This window comes from Phycicoccus sp. Root563 (assembly GCF_001427915.1).
GTDB lineage: Bacteria > Actinomycetota > Actinomycetes > Actinomycetales > Dermatophilaceae > Pedococcus.
Genome location: NZ_LMGM01000001.1, coordinates 3,223,419 through 3,240,556, shown reverse-complemented (window position 1 = coordinate 3,240,556; position 17,138 = coordinate 3,223,419). Strand labels below are relative to the sequence as shown.

Genomic DNA, 17,138 nt, shown 5'->3' with positions numbered 1-17,138 from the left:
AGACGGTCGGAATTCCGCCCGTCTGGGCACCCAAAGCTCCGCGGGCCAGATCCTTTCGCCTGCCGCTGACTCGCGGCAGACTGCCCGGCATGGACTGGACCCTGGAAGTCGTCATCCTGCCCGTGAGAGACCTCGACTCGGCGGTGGAGTTCTACCGCGACAAGGTCGGCTTCGACCTCGACCACCGCACCACGAACGAGCACATGGACGTCGCCCAGCTGACGCCTCGCGGGTCTGGCTGCTCGATCGTCGTCGGCACCCTTCCCTCCCAGCAGGAGATGGCGGCGGGCTCGATGCGCGGCCTGCAGCTCGTCGTCGCGGATGCGGACGCCGCGCGCGAGGAGCTCGTCAGCCGTGGTGTCGAGTGCAGCGAGGTGACGGTGTTCGACGAGCGTGACGGCGGGACGTTCTTCGGGTTCGCCGACCCGGACGGCAACACCTGGGCGGTGCAACAGCTCAAGGTCCGCGGCGAGAAGCCGTTGATCCCGCTCGACCACCGGGGCCGGTTCGGCGCCGACGCCTGACCCACCTCTCGCTTTGGGTGCCCCGACGGTCGGAAATCCGTCCGCCTGGGCACCCACAGCGCGCGCGGCGTCCGCGGGTTAGCCTCGGTGGGTGCCCCTGCCGACCAGCTCGCCCTCTGCCCAGCACGTCGACGCCCGCGGCGTCCTCGCCCTCGTCGACGCCCTCGAGGCCGGTGGGCACGACCCGCACAGCCTCCTCATCGCTAGGCACGGCCACGTCATCGCCCGCGGCTGGTGGGCGCCCTACGCCGCCGAGCGCAACCAGCTCGTCTACTCCCTGAGCAAGTCGTTCACGGCCGCCACCGTCGGGCTGCTCGTCGACGCCGGTCGGGTCTCGTTGGACGACAAGGTGTTCGACCTCATCCCGGCGTCCGAGATCCCGGCCGGGGCGGAGGTCCACGAACGCTTCGCGCGCCTCACCCTCGGCCACTGCCTGACCATGGCGACGGGCCACGAGGTCGACGCCTGGACCCCCGCCGTCCTCCGAGGGGCCCACACCCCCGCCGGGGACGGCACCGACCCCACCCTCGGCGCCATCCTGGCCAACCCCCCGGAGCAGGAGCCCGGCACGGTGTGGGCCTACAACCAGGTCGCGACCTACCTCGCCGGTGCCGTGGTCCGGGCGGTCACCGGCGAAGGGCTCCTGGAGTTCGCGCGGCCGCGCCTGCTGGACCCGCTCGGCGCCCGCGGCGTCCGCTGGCACCGCACCGCCACGGGTCGCGAGCTCGCCTTCTCCGGCATCCACGTCGGCACCGAGGCGATCCTCGCCCTGGCCCAGACCCACCTCGACCACGGTGCGTGGCTGGGCGAGCCGCTCCTCGCCCCCGAGTGGGTCGCGCGGGCCACCGCGCCGACCGGCCTGCCGAACACGGAGGCCGACCCCAACCCCGACTGGGCCCAGGGCTACGGCTGCTCCTTCTGGATCGCCCGCCACGGCTACCGCGGCGACGGCGCCTACGGCCAGTACGCGATCGTCCTCCCCGAGCAGGACATCGCCATCGCCATCACCTCCGAGGCCGTCGACATGCAGGCCGTCCTCGACGTCGTCTGGGAGCACCTGCTGCCGGCGGTCGACCGCCGAGGCGACGCCGCTGCCGACGCCGAGCTCGTCGAGCGGCTCGGGGGCCTACGCGTCCCCACCCTCGCGTCGACGGGCACCGGTCCGGAGGAGGCGTCCTGGACCAGGTCCCCCGACAGCACCCTCCCCGAGGCGTATGCCGCGGTGAGCCTCACGCGCGCCGGCGCGGCATACGAGCTGGTCCTGGAGCACGACGGCACCAAGGTGCCGTTGGCGGTGGGCGACGGTGAGTGGGTCGAGTCGTTGCTTGCGGTCCAGGGGGCCGAGCTGCCGGTCATGGCCGCCGGCGGGTGGCAGGAGGACGGGACGTTCGCCGCCGACCTGCGGCTCATCGAGACCCCCCACTCGGTGCAGGTCCGCACGCGCCCCGACGGCACCGTGGTGCTGGGCTGGCGCGAGGTGCCGCTGCACGGACCGGACCCGGTTCACACCGCCGTGCGCGGTCCCGCCCTGCCTGCACAGTCCTGAGCACGGTGGTTGGCAACTTGTGCCAACGCATCGACTCCCACGGCTCGGTTGAATCGTCCCGTGACGACACAGCCCACTCGACGCATCCGGATCGGCATCGACACAGGCGGCACGTTCACCGACGTCGTGGCCTTCGACGAGGACTCCGGCGAGCTCGTCACCACCAAGACACCGTCGACCCCGGCGAACCCCGCTGACGGGTTCATCACCGGCGTCCACAAGGTGCTCGGCCTCATGGGGGCGAGCGGGAGCGACATCACCGCGGTCTGCCACGGCACGACCGTCGCGACCAACCAGCTGCTCGAGGGCAAGGTCGAGTCGCTGGGGTTCATCACGACCGAGGGCTACGAGTTCATCCTCGAGATCGCCCGGCAGGCCGTCCCCGACGGCTACGGCAACTCCTACTTCTGGGTGAAGCCCCCACGCATCGTCCCGGTCGACCTCGTCCGGACGGTCGACGGTCGGATCGACTTCGAGGGCAACGAGATCCGTCCCTTCGACGAGGAGTCTGCGGTCGCGGCTGCCCGTTGGTTCAGGGACCGCGGAATCACGACCATCGGCGTCTGCCTGCTGCACTCGTACGCCGACGACAGCCACGAGCTGGCCGTCCGTGAGGTGCTGCGCCGCGAGCACCCCGACGCGGTCGTCTCCATCTCGAGCGAGGTGCTGCGCGAGTACCGCGAGTACGAGCGCTCCATGACCACGCTCGTCGACGCGGCGGTGAAGCCGAAGGTGTCGCGCTACGTCGCCAACATCCACTCCAGGCTCGACCAGATCGCGCCCGGCGTGGCCTTCTCCATCATGAAGTCCAACGGCGGCGTGCTGTCGGCCGACGAGGTCGTCAACCAGCCGATCACGACGGTGCTCTCGGGACCGGCTGCAGGCGCGCTCGGCGCCGGGCTCATCGCCCAGCGGGCCGGGTTCCCGAAGGTGCTGACCTGCGACGGCGGTGGCACGTCCACCGACGTGAGCGTCGTCCTCGACGGCGAGCCCACCCTCACGACCGAGGGCACGATCGGCGCGTACCCCAGCAAGATCCCCATGATCGACGTCGTCACCGTCGGTGCCGGCGGCGGCTCCATCGCCTGGGTCACCCCGGAGGGAACGCTCAAGGTGGGGCCCCAGTCGGCCGGCGCCGACCCGGGTCCCCTCTGCTACGCCAAGGGGGGCACCGAGCCGACGATCACGGACGCCCACGTCGTCCTGGGCCGGATCCCCCCGCACCTGCTCGGGGGCGAGATCGCACTGGACGTCGACGCCGCCCGCCGGGGGATCGACGAGCTGGCCGGACGCCTGGGGCTGGACCCGGTTCGGTGCGCCACCGGCATCCTGGAGATCTCCGCGTGGAACCAGGCCAACGCGCTGCGCCAGGTGTCGGTCAAGCGCGGTCTCGACGTGCGCGACTTCATGCTGACGACGTTCGGGGGTTCGGGCTCGCTGCTGGCCTGCCGGCTCGTCGACATCCTCGACCTCGCAGGGGTCGTTGTCCCGCAGAATCCCGGCAACGTCTCGGCGTTCGGCCTGCTCACCGTCGACGTGAAGAACGACTACGTGCAGACCGCTGTAGCCCGGCACGACGCCCTCGACCACGCAGCGGTCCAGAAGACGTTCGACTCGCTCACCGACCGGGCCGCGAACGCCCTTGACGGAGAAGGCTTCCCGCGTTCGGCGCACCGGTACACCCGCACCGTCGACCTGCGCTACTTCGGCCAGGCGTTCGAGGTCCGCGTGACCGCACCGGACGGCACTGTCGACGCCGCGTATGCCGCCGCGGTCGCCGACCGCTTCCACGCCGAGCACCGTGCGTTGTACGGCTACGACTTCCGCGACGACCCGACCCAGCAGGTCGAGTGGGTGAACCTGCGCGTGACGGGCGTCGGCCCGATCACCCGACCGGAGCTGCGCGACCTCCCCACCCGCTCAGCCGAGGATGACGCGGCCAGGCAACGCCCGCAACGACCGGTCTGCTTCGACGCGGACGAAGGCCATGTCGACACCCCGGTCATCTGGCGACCGGACCTGCGGGCCGGCGACACGTTCGACGGACCCGCGATCGTCGAGGAGTTCGGCTCCACGGTCCCGGTCCACCCCGGCTTCACCGTCCGTGTCGACGCGATCGGCAACCTCGTGATCACCCGTGCCACCACCGGAGGCGACCGATGAACCCTGCTGGCCTGCCCACGGCATACGAGCACGGTGGGCGGCTCACCCCGCTCGGAAGCACCGTCGACCCCATCCTGGTCGAGATCGTCCAGGGCACCCTGGCCAGCGTCGAGATGGAGGTGGAGACCTCGATCGCGCGCACCAGCCGTTCCCCCATGATCCGCGACGCGCACGACTTCCGAGCCGGCATCCACGACCGGCAGCTGCGCAAGCTCACCGGCCGCTCGTACTCCGCGCTGGTGCACCCGATCGTCCGTGACTTCCCCTTGGCCGAGATGGCCGAGGGTGATGTCTTCTTCCACAACGACGTCTACGAGTCCGAGGGGGGCATCGGCCACCTGCCGGACCTCTGCGTGACGGTGCCGGTGTTCGCTGACGGCGAGGTCGTGGCGTTCGTCCAGGCGTTCGGCCACCACGACGACATCGGTGGCGCGGTGCCCGGCTCGATGCCGAGCAACGCCACGAGCGTGCACGAGGAAGGCCTCGCAGTTCCGCCGATCAAGCTGTGGGACAAGGGAGTTCCGAACAAGGCAGCTCTGCGGATCATGACCCGCAACTCGCGGATGCCCGACTCCCTCGCGGCCGACCTCGACGCCGAGTGCTCGGCCTGCCTCATGGGCGCGCGACGTCTCGGCGAGCTGTTCGCGCGGTACGGGCGGGCCGACGTGGAGGCGGCGTTCGACGCCATCCTCGACGCGACGACGGAGACGTACCGTCGCGAGATCCTGTCGAAGATCCCCGACGGCACCTACGTCTGGGAGGACTACGCCGAGCACGACGGCGTCGACGAGCCCCGGCTGCACACCCAGCGGATCACGCTGACCAAGGTGAGCGATGCGCCCGCCGACCCCGAGAACGGTCGCCCTGCCGGCCCGCGCCTCATCATCGACTTCACCGGCACCGCACCCCAGGCCAAGGGACCGATCAACCACTGCGGCGACTACGTCGGCGGCAACTTCCTGAAGAAGTGGCTCGCTCCGATCCTGCGCAACCTCGCCGACACCCCGGAGCGGATGGCCGAGCTCGACGTGAACGAGGGCGTGGTGCCGCTGATCGAGATGCGCTTCCCCGACAAGGGCACGTTGCTGACACCCATCTTCCCGGCCCCCACCAACGCCCGGACGTTCGTCATCCTGCGGCTGCTCGGGGTGCTGGCCGGTGTGGTCGCCAAGGCCGTGGACGGCAAGATGCCCGCCGACCAGGAGACGATCCGCTACACCGGCGTCTACGGCAAGGACCGCGACGGCAACGACTACCTCATGCGCGAGGTCCTCGGTGGCGGCTCGGGTGGGCGCTACTACGCCGACGGCGAGGACACGATCCACGTCGTCCCCGACTCGCGCAACCTCCCGACCGAGTTCACCGAGAGCCGGTTCCCCTTCATCGTCGAGCGGCTCGGCCTCGCCGTCGACTCCGGCGGCGCCGGGCGCTACCGCGGCGGCCTCGGGTACGAGAAGCAGATCCGGCTGCTCAAGGACGCCCACTTCATGTCCATCGCCGACCGCTCGATCCTCGCCTGCTGGGGGGTCAAGGGCGGCAAGGCCGGTATGTCGTTCAACGTCACCGTCGACCTCGGCGGCCCCGACGAGCGCGAGGTCGACGCGCTGGCCGATGCCGAGCCGATCAGGGCAGGGCAGGTGGTCCGCATCCGCACCACCGGCGGCGGTGGCTGGGGCGACCCGCTGGAGCGCCCCTACGAGGACGTCGAGCGCGACCTGCGGTGGGGGAAGGTCTCGTTCGAGGGCGCGCGTCGTGACTACGGCGTGGTCGCGACGGGTTCGAAGGACGAGCCGGTGGTCGACGCGGCCTCGTCCGACGCGCTGCGCGCGGAGCTGAGGGCGGCCCGCCCCGAGGCGGAGGCGTTCTTCGACCGGGGACCGGGGTACGCGCGGCTGGCCGACGGCCGGACCACCGCTGAGGTCGACTGGCTCTGAGTCCCACCCCGGACGGGGTGCCGTGACCCGCTCGGCGGAGTTGGCCGAATCCCTTGCGACATCGAGGCATCGGCCATTACCTTGTGTCGCATGGTACCCGGCGACGATGGGATCCTGACGCACCTACGACGGGGTGCGTTGGAGTACTGCGTGCTCGCCATGCTCGCCGAGCAGGAGCTCTACGGCCTCGACATCGCCCGCCGTCTCACGGCCGACGGGGTCCTGCTGGCCAGCGAGGGAACGCTCTACCCACTGCTAGCCCGGCTGCGCAAGGCAGGCCTGGTCGACACCAGCTGGCAGGAGTCCGTCGAAGGACCTCCGCGCCGCTACTACGCGCTGACGGCCGACGGCACCGAGTCCCTCGCCGCCTTCAAGCGCACCTGGAAACCGTTCAGGGACGCGGTCGACACCGCACTCCAAGGGGGCGTCACATGAGCTCGTCCACGACCCACCCGTTGACCGAGGCGTGGCTGCGCGACCTCGAGCTGTTGCTGCACGGCATCGATCCCGGCGAGCGCGCCGAGGTCCTCGCCGGGGTCCGTGAGCACCTCGACGGCTCCCTGCCACCCGGTGCCAGCGACGACGACGTACGGCGCGTGCTCACCGACCTCGGCAGCCCCCAGTCCGTCGCCGACGAGGCATGGGCCGGCCGCGCCATACCGAGGCCGGGGGCATCCATCCGATCGACCTGGCTGGGCATCGCCGCTTCGTGCGTCAACGGACTGGGTATCGCCCTGGTGACCCTCTGGTCGTGGAGCCTCGCGGCACCCTTCGAGATCATCGCGCTGGGCACGCTCCTCGTCATCCCTTGGGGCATCGCTGTCGTCCTGTCGATGCTCGCGCCGGGATGGACCACGCGGCAGCGAGTGACCTCTGCACTCCTCTTCCCAGCCACGACTGTCGGCTACGCCGCTGTCGGCGAGGTGGCCGTGAGGATCTTCGGTCCCAGCCGGTTGAACCTCATCCCCATGGTCGTCGTGCTGGGTGTCGCCGTCTGGGTCCTCGTCGGTCTGGTGAGGGCCGTCACCCGAGTCGCTCGGTGAGGGAGACGACGATGCCCTCCGGGCCTCGGACGTACGCCATCAGCCAGGTGTCCTCGTAGCGTCCGACACCTCCGACCAGTCCGTACCCCTCCGCGGCCAACCGGTCGACGATCGACTGGAGGTCCTCGACGACGAAGCAGACGTTGCGCAGGCCGAGCTCGGTGGCCATCGCGTTCGGCGAGCCGGGCGTGTGGTCGGGCCGGACGAACCGCGCGAGCTCGAGGGCGGTGCCACCCCCGGGCGGCCTCAGCATCGCGACCTCGGTGCGCGAGCCAGGGATCCCGCACACGGTGTCGAGGAACTCGCCCTCGACGAACGTGCGCCCCTCGAGCTCGAGCCCCAGGCCGACGAAGAAGTCCACTGCGGTGTCGAGGTCGGCGACGGTGACACCGACGTGGTCGAAGCTCTTGAGCTGGGTCATGACGATCATCCTCCAACGGACTGGTGGTCGACGGCGGGTGCCGCCGCGCACCCCTGGAACGGAGCGGGCACGTCGTTCTCGACATCCCACCGGGCCGCACGTCCACGTCCGGTGTGGCAACCTGCAGAGGTGACTCTTCCCCGCCCCGAGATCGACCCCGACGGCCTGCTCGAGTACTCGGTGGTCTTCACCGACCGATCCCTGAACCACATGTCGAAGCGGTTCGTCGGCGTGATGCAGGACATCATCGACGTGCTGCGCACGACCTACTCCGCGCACACCGTGGCCGTGGTCCCGGGCGGCGGCACCTACGCGATGGAGGCCGTCGCACGCCAGCTGGCCACGGGCCGCCGGTGCCTCGTCGTGCGCAACGGCCTGTTCTCGTACCGGTGGTCACAGATCCTCGACGCCGGCTCCGTCGCCAGCGAGACGACCGTGTGCCGCGCGCGTCCGGCCTCGGACGAACCGCAGGCCCCGTGGACGCCGGCCCCCGTCGCCGAGGTGGTGGCCGCCATCGAGCGGGACCGACCCGAGGTGGTCTTTGCGGCGCACGTCGAGACCGCGGCCGGCATCCTGTTGCCCGACGAGTACGTCCGGGCCGTCGCGGACGCGACCCACGCGGTGGGCGGGCTGTTCGTGCTCGACTGCATCGCCTCCGGCGCGCTCTGGGCCGACATGACCGACCTGCACGTCGACGTGCTGCTCAGCGCGCCGCAGAAGGGGTGGAGCGGTTCGCCGTGCGCGGGGTTCGTCATGCTGTCGGAGGCCGGGCGTGAACGGGTGATGGCGACGACGTCGACCAGCTTCGCGGTCGACCTCCAGAAGTGGCTCACGATCAGCGAGGCGTACCTGCAGGGACAGACGCCGTACCACGCGACCATGCCCACCGACTCCCTCGCGCGCGACGCCGCCATCATGCTCGAGACCCGGTCGCTGGGGCTGGACTCCCTCAAGCAGGCGCAGAGATCGCTCGGCAGCAGAGTGCGTGCGCTGATGACCGAGCGCGGGTTCCCTTCTGTCGCAGCAGAAGGCTTCGCCGCGTCGAGCGTCGTGGTGTCGTTCACGGACGATCCCGAGGTCAAGACCGGGGCGAAGTTCAAGCAGGGCGGCATGCAGGTCGCGGCGGGCGTGCCGCTGATGTGTGGCGAACGCGACGACTTCTCGACGTTCCGCCTCGGGTTGTTCGGCCTCGACAAGCTGACCGACGTCGAGGGCGCCGTCGCCCGCCTCGAGGCCCACCTGGGGGCCTGAACGGGTGGTCCGGTCCCGGGTCACCCCTTGCGCGTGAAGGTGAGGTGGGTGACGCCGCTCGGGCTGGAGACGGACTCGATGGCGAAGGTGTCCTCGAGCGACTCCAGGCCGTCCCAGAGACGTACCCCGCGACCCAGGAGGACCGGCACCTGCACGACGTGCATGTGGTCGACCAGCCCCGCCGCGAGGAACTCGCGGACCACGGTCGGACCGCCACCGATGCGGACGTCGGACTCCCCGGCGGCCTTCCGCGCGACTGCCAGCGCCTCCGCCGGTGTGGCCTCCAGGAAGTGGAAGGTGGTCCCACCCTCCATCTCGAGCGATGGACGCGGGCGGTGGGTCAGGACGTAGGTGGGCGTGTGGAACGGCGGGTGGGGGCCCCACCAGCCCGTCCAGTCAGGATCGTCCTGCCAACCGGGCGGGCCGAACTTGTTGGCACCCATGATCTCCGCCCCGATGCCGGGGCCGTGGAGCTGCGCGAAGGCGTTGTCCACGCCCTCACCGCCGCTCTCGTCCCACCACCTGGTCGCGAACATCCACGCGTGGAGGCGTTGCCCCGCATGACCGAAGGGCGACTCGAGCGTCTGGGGCTCACCGGTGGCGAAGCCATCGAGGGAGATGGCAAAGTTGTGGATGCGAGTGCGTGACATCGGAACCTCCTCGTTGTGCGCCAACTCTAGGGAGCCGCTGTCGGTCAGGCCCACCCTTCGGGTCCTCGGCGCATGACCCGGCAGCGAGCGATGAGTTCGATGTCACCGCGCGGTCATAGTGTGCAGAGCACGGTGCCGGCCGCACCCTGACCCCGAGGAGCTGAAGGGCATGGTGACATCCACGGACACCGGTGACCAGGGAACGTCCGCACCGTCGCCGGTGACGGTCGCGCCGGTCCTGGCGGCCGAGCTGCTCGCCGAGGACGGACGCATGCCGGTCTACGTCCACGTCATCGACCACCCCGAGGGGCGCGTGCTGGTCGACACCGGGATGACCCGGCTGCACCCTGCGGTGGCCGACATGGATCCGCGTGTCTTCCCCCTGGACAGCCAGCCCGACTTCGACGTCGCGGGCATCGACATGGTCGTCAACACGCACCTGCACTTCGACCACTGTGGTGGCAACCACCTCTTCCCCGACCGGCCGACCTACGTCCAGAGGCGCGAGCTCGACGACGCCCTGGGTCAGGACGACTACACGATCCGGGACTGGGTCCAGGCGCCGGGCGTCCAGTACGTCCCCGTCGACGGACCGCACGAGCTGCTCCCCGGGATCCGGCTCGTCCCGGCGCCCGGCCACACCCCCGGTTCGCAGGTCGTCGTCGTCGAGGCGGGCGGTCGCTCGGTCGTCATCGCCGGTGACACGGCCGTCTTCTTCTCCGAGCTCGACGAGCCGCGCACCGAGGGCCAACGGCTGATCCGCGACCTCGACCCCGACGAGGTCTGGCTCTCGCACGAGCACGAGCCGTGGCGGCCCCCGACCGAGTGACCTCCCACGACGGCTGGGGCCCTGACAGGATGGCGCGGTGAGCGCACCACTGGAGGACATCACCGTCGTCGACCTGTCCCGCGCCCTGGCCGGCCCGCACGCGGCGATGATGCTGGGAGACATGGGAGCCCGCGTCATCAAGGTCGAGTCACCGGGCAGCGGTGACGACACCCGCGGCTGGGGACCACCCTTCGTCGGGCCGGAGGACGACCCGGTCTCGACCTACTACCTCAGCGCCAACCGCAACAAGGAGTCGATCACCCTCGACCTCAAGTCCGACGACGGCCGCGACGTGCTCACCCGCCTGGTCAGGGCGTCGGACGTCCTCGTGGAGAACTTCCGCCCCGGCGTCCTCGACCGCCTCGGCTTCACCGTCGAACGCCTGCACGAGCTCAACCCCCGCCTCGTCGTGCTGTCGATCAGCGGCTTCGGCCACGACGGTCCGCAGGGCGGCCGCGCCGGGTACGACCAGATCGCCCAGGGCGAGGCCGGTCTCATGTCCGTCACAGGTCCCGACGCCGACACCCCGCAGCGGGTCGGCGTGCCGATCGGTGACCTGCTCGCGGGCATGTACGGCGCGTACGGCGTCGTCGCAGCCCTGCACGAGCGCGACCGGACCGGCCGCGGCCGGGTGGTCCGAACCAGCCTGCTCGCCGCGGTCGTCGGCGCGCACGCCTTCCACGGCTCGGCCTACACGGTCGCCGGCCACGTGGGCCGCGCGCAGGGCAACCACCACCCGAGCCTGTCCCCCTACGGCCTCTTCCACTGCAAGGACGGCGACATCCAGGTCGCGTGCGGCAGCGAGTCGTTGTGGGTCAAGCTGGCCCGGGCGTTCGACATCGACCCGGCCGCTCCCGGCATGAGCACCAACCGCGAGCGCACGGTCAACCGCGACCAGGTCACCGCCACCCTCAACGCAGCGTTCGCCGACCACCCACTCGACGAGCTGCTCCCCCGGCTCGCGTCGCTCGGCATCCCCGCCGGCGAGGTGCGCACGATCGACCGCGTGTACGACTGGGACCAGACCCGCTCGCAGGGACTGGTCATCGAGGTCGACCACCCCGTCCTCGGCCCCATCGAGCTCCCCGGTCCGCCGATCCGCTTCGACGACAACGGGTATGCCGGTGGGCGGGCCGAGCACCTCCCCCCGCCGACGTTGGGCCAGCACGACGAATCCATCCGGAACTGGCTCGACGAGCTCGGCTGACGCGCCATACTCCCGCCATGGGGGCAACGATCCACGAGCCCGTGGGGACTGCGGCGAGGGCACCGCGTGCTCCTCGCCGATGGGGCCTTGCGGCCCTCGGGCTGCTGACGGTCGCGAGCATCGGCTTGTCGGCGCTGGGGATCGGGACCGGTGACGGACCACTCGGGCCCCCGCCGGGGTACGGCGTGGGGGTCTCGCGCGACGTCGGCTCGGAGGTGACGGAGGGTTCGACGTTCCTCGTGAACCACGGCTGGTTCACCGCTCACCTCGAGAGCGCCCGTCCCGTCTCCGTGGGGGACGAGGCCGCCGGGCTGACGGTCACCGCGGTCGAGGTCGCGCCGGCACCCCCCTCGGGAATCGGCATGGTCGATGGCGACGGGTACGAGTACGTGGCGAAGGGTGTGCGCAGCAGCCCCGCGGGGTACGCCGTGCTGCCTGAGCGACGGGTGGGCAAGGACGCCGGGTACGTCGAGGTGCTCGTCCGTGCCAAGGTGACCAGGCCAGGAACGTGGCACTACCGGGGTTACGAGATCGTCTACCGATCCGGATTCGTCAAGCACCGCATGACCGTCGGCGCAGACTTCTGGGTGTGCACGCCGTCCGGCACGCAGTGCCCACCGGGGTCGGACTGAACCGATCGCCAACCTCCGCGACACGGCGGGGCACCGATGAGTTCCGGGCTGCCCGCGGGTCTGTAGTCAGCACCGGCAGTCAACACACCACGGAGGCAGTATGAAGCTCTTGCTCACCTCGGGTGGGGTCACCAACCCCAGCATCCGCGCGGCCCTGCTGGACCAGCTCGGCAAGCCGATCGAGGAGTGCCACGCCCTCTGCGTACCGACGGCGCAGTGGGGCCACCCGATGTGCGGACCCGGGTCCGTGCAGGGCTTCATCGCTGCCGGCCCCACGTGGCGCAGCCACACCGGTCTCGGCTGGGCCTCGCTCGGGGTCCTCGAGCTCACCGCCCTCCCCAGCATCGGCCGCGAGCGATGGGAACCCTGGGTCCGCGGGGCCGATGTCCTCCTCGTCGACGGTGGGGACGCGACGTACCTCGCCCACTGGATGCGCGAGTCCGGCCTCGCCGACCTGCTCCCGTCGCTGACCGACACGGTCTGGGTCGGGGTGAGCGCGGGCAGCATGGTCATGACGCCACGCATCGGCGACTACTTCGTCGAGTGGGCAGGGGCACCCGACGACAGTGCGCTCGGCGTCGTCGACTTCTCGATCTTCCCGCACCTCAACCTCTTCGCGACCAACACCCCGGCTCACGCCGACCGCTGGGCGGCCGACCTCGGCGCCCCCGCCTACGCGATCGACGAGCAGACCGCCATCGCGGTCGTTGACGGCCGGGTCGAGGTCGTCTCCGAGGGTGACTGGACGGGTTACGGGCTCTAGCTGGACTCGAGGTACCGCTCGTGCCAGCCGGCGGTCAGCGACTGCGCGACCTCGTCGACGGTGGGCACCTGCCGCCAAGGCTTCCCGTGGGCGCGGAGGGTCGCCACGCTCTCGTCCAGCCGGTCCCGGCAGCGCTGCACGGCCTCCACCCGCTCCTCCTCGGGCCCACCCACGGCCCCGGTCCAGATCGCGCGCCCGGCCATGAAGCCGCACGCCCCTGCGCGGGCGACGATCTCGAGCTGCCGCCGGAAGACGTCATACGTGCCCGATCCGGACAGCATGACCCACGGGGTCCCGGCGCAGGCGGCATCGATCGCCCGCGCCGCGTCGGTGCCGGACTGCTCCCCCGTCACGCCCTCGGGTCCGATGACGAGGTCGCCCGGGAACTCCGACTTCAGCACGTCGATGCCGAGGCCGACGAACTCGCGCGCAGCGTCCACGAGGGTCTCCTGCCGCTCTGCCCTGGCGGCTTCACTCGCGGGGTCCTGACCTTCGGCGGGGTACCACAGCGGCTCGACCACCAGCGGGATCTGGTGGCGTTCGCAGTCAGCAACCAGACGGGACACCACCGCGCGGATCTCGTCGGCGTCGTCCGCATCGGGACGCCACCAGACGACCATCTTCACCGCGTCCGCGCCGAGGGTCTTGATCTTCTCGACGGTCCACCGGTCACGGACCGCCGTGGCGGTCCCGAACCCCCCATCGGGCTGGTAGCTGAGCGACTCGATGCCGGTGATGATCCCCGTGCCGGCCGGGATCACTCCCGTCGCGATGCCCTGCGCCAGGGACCAGAGCGGGTCGACGAGGAAGGCGCTCGCGTGCGGCGCCAGGGCCGCGATCAGCTCGAGCTTGCTCCGTGTCGCCTGGGCCGACGTCACCCGGCGCCAGTCGGGGTCGAGCATGGCGAGGTAGTTCTCGGGGTGGTCGATGGCCAGGGTCGCGATGAAACCGTCGTCCGTCGAGATCCGGGTCAGCGACCGGACCTTGCCGAGGCTTGCGGGGCCGCTCAACCAGTCAGTCATGCTCGCAGCGTAGTGACAACGGCCGGGCCTCAAGGGACGATGGGCGACCCGGTCATGGTTCGGCCGGGCCGACTCAGAGGGGAGGGCGCTGTGGCCCGTGTCGCCGTCGCCGGGCACCTGTGCCTCGACCTGACACCCGAGCTGCTCGGGGGCGAGGTCATCGACCCGGGCCACCTGCTCGAGGTGGGCGCCCTCTCGGTGCGGCTGGGAGGCAGCGTCGCCAACACCGGTGGCGACCTCGCCGACCTCGGGACACCCGTCGACGTCTTCGCCACCGTCGGCGACGACGACCTCGGCGTCCTGCTTCGCCGGATGGTGGCCGAACGGCCGGGCATGACGCCACGGCTGCGTCAGGTCGACGGCGCAGCCTCCTCCTACAGCCTGGTGTTCGAGTCCCCGGGAACCGACCGGACCTTCTGGCACCACGTCGGCACCAACGCCCACTTCGACGGCAGCGAGGTCACCCTCGACGACGACCTCGACCTGCTCCACCTCGGCTATCCCAACCTCCTGCCCGCCCTCCTCACCGACGGTGCGACCCCCATGCGTGAGCTCCTGGCTCGCGTGCGGCGGACCGGCGTCACGACCTCGGTGGACCTCGCGGTCATCGACCCCCGTTCCCCCACCGGCGCCCTGGACTGGGAGGAGATCCTGCGCCGGACCGTCGGCGAGGTCGACGTCATCACCCCGAGCATCGACGACCTGACCTCCGCGCTGCCCGGGCTCGCGGGGTCGGCGGCCCCGGACGACGCGTGCGTCGAACGCCTGGCGCTGACGCTGCTCGACTGGGGGGCCGCGGTCGTGGCCGTGTCCGCGGGCGCCCGCGGCGTGTTCCTGTGCACCGGGGACACGGCTCGCCTGCACGCCGCCGGCCGGGCCCTGCCCGATCCTGACCGCTGGGTGGGCGTGCGCGAGTGGGTCGCCCCGTATGCCGTGACCCGCCTCGCCACGACCACGGGCGCCGGGGACGCAGCGACCGCAGGCCTGCTCCACGGGCTGCTGACCGGTCTGGCGCCCCGGCAGGCGGGAGGCCTCGCCATGGCGTGCGCTGCCGCGGTGGTGTCCGGACGGCGGCCGACCCCGGAGGCCCTCGCCGACATCGACCCCGCACTCGTCGGGGGCACCGATGACTTCCGGGCGGAGCGCCGGTCAGCACCGGCATGACAGCCACCTACACCTTCGACATCTTCACGAGCCTCGACGGCAACGCCTCCTACGGACCACCCGGCGACTGGGGCGGCTACTGGGGCAAGCAGGGTCCCGAGTTCCTCGAGCACCGTTTCCAGACCTACGCGGCCGCGCAGCGCATGGTCTTCGGCGCCACCACCTTCGGCCAGTTCCAGCAGATGCTGCCGATCATGGGCGACGAGCGCGATCCCTGGCTCGACCGGATGGTCGCGCTGCCCACGACCGTGATCTCCTCGACGATGCAGGACCCCTCGACTGGCCGGACGCCTCGGTCGCCGGCGGGGACGCCGTGGACACCGTGCGGCGCCTCAAGGAGGAGTCGGACGTGCCGCTCCGTTCGCACGGCAGCGTCTCCCTGAACCGCGCCCTGATGGCGGCCGGGCTCGTCGACATGGTCCAGGTGACCGTCTTCCCCGTCGTGGCAGCCCAGACGGGGGACGAGCCGGTCTTCGCCGGCGCCGGGGACTTCGACCTCGAGCTGCTCAGCACCCGCACGCTCGACGGCCGGACCCAGGAGCTGGTCTACCGGCCCACGCTGCGCACCTGGCCGACCGGATGACCGGACGGAGACAGACCGACGGCCCACGTCCTGGCGAGAGGAGGTGGGCCGTCGGCGTCCTGAGCGTACCGCCGAGGTGGACTCAGGCGGTGCGGCGGGGGGTCGCGTGACGCAGCTTGCGGCGCAGGCGCTTGCCCACGGCCTCGGCAGCGATGCCGACGCGGGTGCGGCCCTCCTGCTTGTTCGGCAGGGACAGCACGACGACCTGCTTCCACGCGGAGGCGACCTGCTTCGGCAGCGGACCCGTGGTGTAGGTCAGGCCGTAGCGCTCGCAGATCTCCTGGATGCGCGGGGCGATCTCGATGTAGCGGTTGCTCGGCAGGTCCGGGAACAGGTGGTGCTCGATCTGGTGCGACAGGTTGCCGGTCATGAGGTGCATGGCCTTGCTGCCGCTGATGTTGGCGGAGCCGAGCATCTGGCGCAGGTACCACTCGCCGCGGGTCTCACCCTCGATGGAGGACTTGGCGAAGGTCTCGACGCCCTCGGGGAAGTGGCCGCACATGATGACCGAGTGGGTCCAGACGTTACGGACCGTGTTGGCGACGAAGTTCGCACCGATGGTGTGGAAGAACGACGGGCCCGACAGCAGCGGGTGGATCAGGTAGTCGCGACGGGCCTGGCGGCCGATCTTCTTGAGCACCTTGGCGCCGTCGTTGCGGAAGTCCTCCTTGGACTTGCCCCGACCCTTGACGTACGCGCCGACCTCGAGGTCGTACGCGGCGATGCCGTACTCGAAGAACAGCATGTTCGTGAAGTTGTAGATCGGCTGGCCGAGGTAGGCGGGGACCCACTTCTGGTCCTCGTCGACGCGCATGATGCCGTAGCCGAGGTCGTTGTCACGGCCGATGACGTTGGTGAAGGTGTGGTGGAGCTGGTTGTGCGAGTGCTTCCAGAACTCCGACGGGGAGGCGTTGTCCCACTCCCACTCCTGGCTGTGGATCCGCGGGTCGCGCATCCAGTCCCACTGGCCGTGCATGATGTTGTGGCCGAGCTCCATGTTCTCGAGGATCTTCGCCACGGACAGGCCGGCGGTGCCGACGAACCACGCCGGCGGGAAGATCGAGAACAGCAGGACCGCGCGGCTGCTCATCTCCAGCCCGCGCTGCCACTTGAGGACCTTGCGGATGTATGCCGCGTCGCGGGTGCCGCGCGAGTCGAGGATCTCCTGGCGCAGGGCGTCGAGCTCGTTGCCGAGGGCCTCGATGTCCTCCGGCGTCAGGTGCGCGGCCGGGTCCGGCTTCCCGGACGGCTTCGGCGCGTGGGTGCGCTCGGTGGTGACGACGTTGAGGCGGCTGTTCACCGCCTTGGTCTGCTTCGGGGCGCTGGGCGTCCCGGCGAGCGACCCGTCGATGGTCAGGTCGAAGTTGTCGGTCTCACGGTTCTGGGCAATGGCAGCCACTGTTCGC

At 70.8% G+C, this 17,138-nt stretch carries 18 protein-coding genes; 14 read left to right on the top strand and 4 right to left on the bottom strand.

Translation table 11 applies throughout. The annotated features are described in order from the left end of the window. Window positions 1–89: 89 nt before the first annotated feature. The 6 genes from ASD62_RS15435 to ASD62_RS15410 all read left to right on the top strand — a co-directional run bounded on the left by ASD62_RS15435 (window position 90) and on the right by ASD62_RS15410 (window position 7,210). Complete coding sequence (locus ASD62_RS15435) at window positions 90–524, top strand: VOC family protein (RefSeq protein ID WP_056916707.1); 435 nt, start codon at window positions 90–92, stop codon at window positions 522–524. Window positions 525–615: 91 nt separating this feature from the next. After that, window positions 616–2,070, top strand: coding sequence for a serine hydrolase (locus tag ASD62_RS15430; protein WP_056916706.1), 1,455 nt, complete (start codon window positions 616–618; stop codon window positions 2,068–2,070). 60 nt (window positions 2,071–2,130) lie between these two features. Beyond that, complete coding sequence (locus ASD62_RS15425; RefSeq protein WP_056916705.1) at window positions 2,131–4,233, top strand: hydantoinase/oxoprolinase family protein; 2,103 nt, start codon at window positions 2,131–2,133, stop codon at window positions 4,231–4,233. Further along, complete coding sequence (locus tag ASD62_RS15420; protein WP_056916704.1) at window positions 4,230–6,167, top strand: hydantoinase B/oxoprolinase family protein; 1,938 nt, start codon at window positions 4,230–4,232, stop codon at window positions 6,165–6,167. Before ASD62_RS15425 ends, ASD62_RS15420 begins: the two co-directional genes overlap by 4 nt. A 159-nt stretch (window positions 6,168–6,326) precedes the next feature. Next, a complete protein-coding gene (locus ASD62_RS15415; RefSeq protein ID WP_235530782.1) occupies window positions 6,327–6,602 on the top strand; it encodes a PadR family transcriptional regulator in 276 nt (91 codons plus the stop codon). Continuing rightward, window positions 6,599–7,210, top strand: coding sequence for a hypothetical protein (locus ASD62_RS15410; protein ID WP_056916702.1), 612 nt, complete (start codon window positions 6,599–6,601; stop codon window positions 7,208–7,210). Before ASD62_RS15415 ends, ASD62_RS15410 begins: the two co-directional genes overlap by 4 nt. Here the strand turns inward: ASD62_RS15410 and ASD62_RS15405 are convergent. Beyond that, window positions 7,191–7,631, bottom strand: coding sequence for a VOC family protein (locus ASD62_RS15405; protein WP_056916701.1), 441 nt, complete (start codon window positions 7,629–7,631; stop codon window positions 7,191–7,193). The two genes, ASD62_RS15410 and ASD62_RS15405, sit on opposite strands and share 20 nt — an antisense overlap. A gap of 129 nt (window positions 7,632–7,760) precedes the next feature. Between ASD62_RS15405 and ASD62_RS15400 the strand changes: the two genes are divergently transcribed. Next, window positions 7,761–8,882 carry an aminotransferase class V-fold PLP-dependent enzyme gene (locus tag ASD62_RS15400; protein ID WP_056916700.1) on the top strand — a complete coding sequence of 374 codons (1,122 nt, stop codon included), beginning with the start codon at window positions 7,761–7,763 and terminating at the stop codon, window positions 8,880–8,882. A 20-nt stretch (window positions 8,883–8,902) separates the two neighbouring features. On the opposite strand, the gene ASD62_RS15395 is transcribed toward ASD62_RS15400, so the two are convergent. Next, the gene (locus tag ASD62_RS15395; RefSeq protein WP_056916699.1) at window positions 8,903–9,532 is read right to left on the bottom strand and encodes a dihydrofolate reductase family protein; all 630 of its coding nucleotides are present in this window, start codon (window positions 9,530–9,532) and stop codon (window positions 8,903–8,905) included. A gap of 169 nt (window positions 9,533–9,701) precedes the next feature. On the opposite strand from ASD62_RS15395, the gene ASD62_RS15390 reads away from it, so the two are divergent. The 4 genes from ASD62_RS15390 to ASD62_RS15375 all read left to right on the top strand — a co-directional run bounded on the left by ASD62_RS15390 (window position 9,702) and on the right by ASD62_RS15375 (window position 12,963). Beyond that, entirely contained in the window at window positions 9,702–10,361 is a 660-nt protein-coding gene (locus tag ASD62_RS15390; RefSeq protein ID WP_056916698.1) for an N-acyl homoserine lactonase family protein, read from the top strand. Between the two features lie 37 nt (window positions 10,362–10,398). Beyond that, window positions 10,399–11,568 (top strand): CaiB/BaiF CoA-transferase family protein, encoded by a 1,170-nt coding sequence (locus ASD62_RS15385; RefSeq protein ID WP_056916697.1) that lies wholly within the window; start codon window positions 10,399–10,401, stop codon window positions 11,566–11,568. Between the two features lie 17 nt (window positions 11,569–11,585). Further along, window positions 11,586–12,200, top strand: a complete 615-nt coding sequence (locus ASD62_RS15380; RefSeq protein ID WP_157581505.1) for a hypothetical protein — start codon at window positions 11,586–11,588, stop codon at window positions 12,198–12,200. 100 nt (window positions 12,201–12,300) lie between these two features. Then, on the top strand, window positions 12,301–12,963 hold the full coding sequence (locus ASD62_RS15375; protein ID WP_056916695.1) for a Type 1 glutamine amidotransferase-like domain-containing protein: 663 nt from the start codon (window positions 12,301–12,303) through the stop codon (window positions 12,961–12,963). Here the strand turns inward: ASD62_RS15375 and ASD62_RS15370 are convergent. After that, on the bottom strand, window positions 12,960–13,985 hold the full coding sequence (locus ASD62_RS15370; protein ID WP_082580864.1) for a tagatose 1,6-diphosphate aldolase: 1,026 nt from the start codon (window positions 13,983–13,985) through the stop codon (window positions 12,960–12,962). The two genes, ASD62_RS15375 and ASD62_RS15370, sit on opposite strands and share 4 nt — an antisense overlap. Before the next feature lie 90 nt (window positions 13,986–14,075). Here ASD62_RS15370 and ASD62_RS15365 point away from each other — a divergent pair, with 90 nt between their 5' ends. From ASD62_RS15365 to ASD62_RS20820, 3 genes are read left to right on the top strand one after another with little or no spacing between them, the layout of a single operon-like run. Further along, window positions 14,076–15,149: a carbohydrate kinase family protein gene (locus ASD62_RS15365; protein WP_056916693.1), complete on the top strand. Its 1,074-nt coding sequence runs from the start codon at window positions 14,076–14,078 to the stop codon at window positions 15,147–15,149. Next, complete coding sequence (locus ASD62_RS15360) at window positions 15,146–15,532, top strand: hypothetical protein (protein ID WP_235530727.1); 387 nt, start codon at window positions 15,146–15,148, stop codon at window positions 15,530–15,532. The genes ASD62_RS15365 and ASD62_RS15360 overlap by 4 nt, the downstream gene beginning before the upstream one ends. Further along, window positions 15,499–15,732 carry a dihydrofolate reductase family protein gene (locus ASD62_RS20820; RefSeq protein ID WP_235530726.1) on the top strand — a complete coding sequence of 78 codons (234 nt, stop codon included), beginning with the start codon at window positions 15,499–15,501 and terminating at the stop codon, window positions 15,730–15,732. Before ASD62_RS15360 ends, ASD62_RS20820 begins: the two co-directional genes overlap by 34 nt. Before the next feature lie 82 nt (window positions 15,733–15,814). Here the strand turns inward: ASD62_RS20820 and ASD62_RS15355 are convergent, their stop codons facing one another. Further along, window positions 15,815–17,122 (bottom strand): fatty acid desaturase, encoded by a 1,308-nt coding sequence (locus tag ASD62_RS15355; RefSeq protein ID WP_369818824.1) that lies wholly within the window; start codon window positions 17,120–17,122, stop codon window positions 15,815–15,817. Window positions 17,123–17,138 lie beyond the last annotated feature (16 nt).